The following is a 3,938-nucleotide window of genomic DNA, read 5'->3' on the forward strand; positions in this document are numbered from 1 at the left end:
GAGCAATGTGACGATGTTGTGCAACTCCGGATGCTTATCGCCGTGGCCTTGCCACTGCGCTTCTCACTCCGGCCTTTTTCCACTCAAGTCACCCTGCGACTCGAATGCAGCAACCATTTCACGCACCGCCGTCTGAAGGTCGGGCACGTAACGCCGTTTCGCCTCCGCAAGCGAGACCGCTCGCGAAAGGAACACCACGTTCAGACTCCCCAGCACTCGCTCGCGCGACACAATCGCAACGGCAACTGCGCCGATCTTGCTTTGAGCGGTCCAGTCTCCATGATTGGAGCCGAAGCCGTCCGCGCGTACGCGTTTCACCAGCTTTTTGATTAGCTCGTCGTTGGAGGCGAGCCCCTTCTGCTCTTCACCGCCCGCGCCTGAGCGCAGCAATTTGAGAATGTCCTCGCGCTCGCCGTCAGGACACGTCGCGAAGTAGGCGCGCCCCGCGGCGGTCAGCAGAATCGGCAGACGGCGGCCGACCATTGACCGGTGAAACGACAGCGGACTGAAGCGGTGCGTCGTCTCGCGGATGATCATCGCGTCGCCGTCCGGCGTGGTCAGGTCCGATGGCCAGGCAACGCGCTGCAACAGCCGTCCCATGATAGGCGGTGCGATCGTAGCAATCCGTTCGTTGTCCGTAAAACCTTCGCTTAATGAGCGCACCTGCAGCGTCAGCCGAAAGCTATCATCCGACGCACTACGCCGCACGAACCCTTCCTCCAGCAACGTCTCCAGCAGCCGCCGCGTCGTGGTGCGATGCAGCCCGGTCAGGTCGCTGATCTGCTGGCTGGTGGCGCGGCCGCTGTCCATCGAATTGAGCGCCTGCAGCACCTGCAGACCGCGCGACAGGCCCCGCACGCTGGTGTACTTGGTCATCATAAATCCGGTTTAAATCAACGTTGTGCATTCTATGCACATTTTGTACAAATTGTTGAGGCGGCACGGCACACACCTTAGACTGCAAGCAAATCAACAATTCAAGGAGACGCGAGATGCCGCATCCCATGCGCGATGTTTTTGCCATGGCGATACGCATTCGTCATGCCGTGCTCTCCCTGGATATTTCAAACAAGTCCGCTATCTGAAGCGACGGCGCGCTGTGCCGCTCGCGAGAAAGGAGACAGTATGCTCCCACCCAACGATCCGGCGGCCACGAGCGGCCGCTGCGAAACCGTGTCCGCTGACGTGGCAATTATCGGTGCCGGCCCCGTCGGTTTGATGATCGCGAACTATCTGGGGTTGCAGGGCGTGCGCGTGGTGCTGGTGGAAAAGCTCGAGCAGATCATCGACTATCCGCGCGCCATCGGCCTCGACGATGAAGCGCTGCGTGTGTTCCAGTCGGTCGGTCTCGCCCACATCCTGTTGCCGCACACCACGCCTGACCACTGGATGCGCTTCGTCACGCACACGGGTCATTGCTTTGCATCGATCGAACCGCGCACGGACGAGTTCGGCTGGTCGCGCCGCAATGCATTCATCCAACCGCTCGCGGATCGTGTGTTGTACGAAGGGCTGCGCCGTTTCCCGAACGTGGAGGTGCTGTTCGGCACCAGCGTGTGCGGATTCACGCAGGACAAGACCGGCGTGACGATTGAAGCGGAAGACCAAAAAGGCGGCCGCCGGACGGTGCGCGCGTCGTACATGGTCGGTGCAGATGGCGGCAACAGCTTCGTGCGCCGCATGGTCAACGTGCCGTTTGAAGGACGTACGAAGCCGAATCAATGGATCGTGGTGGATGTGCGCAACGATCCGATCGGCTCGCCGCACGTCTATATGCATTGCGATCCGAAACGGCCGTACGTGTCGGCGGCATTGCCGCACGGCATTCGCCGCTTCGAATTCATGGTGATGCCGGGCGAGACCGAGGAAGAGCTGTCGAAGCCTGCGAACATGGCTGCACTGATCGGCAAGGTGGTGGCCGATCCGCAGAAGGTGGACTACATCCGCAAGCGCGTCTATACGCACAATGCGCGGCTTGCGAGCACCTTCCGCATGGATCGTGTGCTTTTGGCCGGCGACGCCGCGCACATCATGCCGGTCTGGCAAGGGCAGGGTTACAACAGCGGAATTCGCGACGCGAGCAACCTCGGCTGGAAGCTGGCGATGGTGGTCAAGCAGCTCGCGAGTGACGCGTTGCTCGACACGTACACGGCGGAGCGCCGCGCGCATGCCCGCTCGATGATCCATCTCTCGGAAGTGGCCGGCGACATCTTCGCGCCGACGAGCCGCTTCGGCATTAAATTCCGCGACGCCTTCGTGCGGACCTTCAACGTGGTCCCCGCCCTGAAGCGCTACTTCGTGGAGATGCGCTTCAAGCCGATGCCGCGCTACGAGACCGGTGTGGTATTGCTGGCGGAGCACAAACGCAAGCATGGCGTGCTGGCCCGCGTGCTGGAACGCTCCGGTCATTGCGCACCCGGCCGGCTGCTTGGTTTGATGAGCGAAAAGCGCGAGTCTCTGCTCGGTCGCCTGGTGTATGGCCGTGACCCGCAATGTCATTCGCCGGTTGGTCGCATGTTCATTCAGCCTCTTGTGCGTACGGAGGAAGGCGCCGTTGTACGTCTGGACGACACGCTCGGCAATCGCTTCGCGATCATCGGCTGGGGTTCGGATCCCACGTTCGGGCTGTCGCCGCTCGCTCGCGAAACCTGGCAGCGCCTCGGCGGCTGCTTCGTGCTCGCGAAGCCGGACACGCAGCTTGCTTTTCATGACGACGTGCCCGACGGTGTGATCGCTCTCGGCGACGTGCAGGGGCGACTGAAAGAATGGTTCTCGCGCGTGCCGGAGTCCGTCGTGTTGCTGCGGCCGGATCGTTTCGTTGCGGGTATGTGTACACCGCAGCAGGTGTCGGCGTCGATTGAAGAACTGGCTGTCAAGCTGAGCTTCAAGGCCGCGGGACAGCCCGCCACGGCGGTTGCCATAAGTGAGCCGGTTGAAGTGTCCGAAAGCGTCGCAGCCGTCGCCGCTGGAGTGTGACATGCCGATCCTTCTCGAATGTCTCTCCCACACGCCGCTCAGCGGCTACTACGATCCGGCGCCGGACGTCGTCGCTGAAGTAGAGCAGATTCATGCGGCGGCACGCGCACGCGTTGCCGCCTTCGATCCGCAACTGGTCGTCGTGTTCGCGCCTGACCACTACAACGGTTTCTTCTACGACGTGATGCCGCCGTTCTGCATCGGCGCATCGGCGAGCGCGATCGGCGACTTCGGGAGTCTGGCGGGTCAGCTTGCCGTCCCCGCCGACACTGCTCTCGATCTCGCGCAAGCCGCGCTTGCCGCCGACGTCGACGTCGCCGTGTCGTACCGCATGCAGGTCGACCACGGTTGCGCGCAGGCGCTGGAGATTCTCACGGGCGCACTGGATCGTTATCCGGTCGTGCCGGTGTTCATCAATTCGGTTGCACCGCCCATGGCGTCGTGTCGCCGCGCGCGTTTGCTCGGCGACGCACTGGGCCGCCGCCTTGCGCGCTCCAACCAACGCGTGCTGCTAATCGGCTCCGGCGGCATCTCGCACGAGCCTCCCGTGCCTGAACTTGTGGGCGCGACGGACGAAGTCGCCGAGCGGCTGATCGCCGGCCGCAATCCGTCGGCCGAATCGCGGGCGGCGCGTCAGGCTCGCACTATCGCGGCTGCCCGCGCATTCGCGGCGGGCGACAGCCGTCTGCATCCGCTCAATCCCGAGTGGGACCGCGCGTTTCTGAAGCTGCTCGAAGACGGTGAACTGCCCGCACTCGACGGCTTCACGGACACCGCGATCACGCGCGACGCCGGTAAATCCGCACACGAGGTTCGCACCTGGATCGCGGCATTCGGCGCGCTGCAGGCGTACGGGCCGTATCGCGCGGCACTCGATTACTACCGTCCGATCCCCGAGTGGATCGCGGGCTTCGGCGCGATGCACGCACGGCCCATCGCTGAAACCATTTGACGAATCACGG

Annotated in this window: 3 protein-coding genes; 2 read left to right on the forward strand and 1 reads right to left on the reverse strand. The window is 63.2% G+C overall.

Translation table 11 applies throughout. The features are described from left to right. Positions 1–63: 63 nt before the first annotated feature. The gene (locus tag WCA53_RS20765; protein WP_423915063.1) at positions 64–876 is read right to left on the reverse strand and encodes a DNA-binding transcriptional regulator; all 813 of its coding nucleotides are present in this window, start codon (positions 874–876) and stop codon (positions 64–66) included. Positions 877–1,125: 249 nt separating this feature from the next. Between WCA53_RS20765 and WCA53_RS20770 the strand changes: the two genes are divergently transcribed. Both WCA53_RS20770 and WCA53_RS20775 read left to right on the forward strand, forming a co-directional pair. After that, entirely contained in the window at positions 1,126–2,976 is a 1,851-nt protein-coding gene (locus WCA53_RS20770; RefSeq protein ID WP_423915065.1) for a bifunctional 3-(3-hydroxy-phenyl)propionate/3-hydroxycinnamic acid hydroxylase, read from the forward strand. 1 nt (position 2,977) lies between these two features. Continuing rightward, positions 2,978–3,928 carry a 3-carboxyethylcatechol 2,3-dioxygenase gene (locus tag WCA53_RS20775; protein ID WP_423915068.1) on the forward strand — a complete coding sequence of 317 codons (951 nt, stop codon included), beginning with the start codon at positions 2,978–2,980 and terminating at the stop codon, positions 3,926–3,928. Positions 3,929–3,938 lie beyond the last annotated feature (10 nt).

The sequence above is a fragment of the Caballeronia sp. genome, from assembly GCF_049581465.1.
In the GTDB taxonomy this organism is placed as follows: domain Bacteria; phylum Pseudomonadota; class Gammaproteobacteria; order Burkholderiales; family Burkholderiaceae; genus Caballeronia.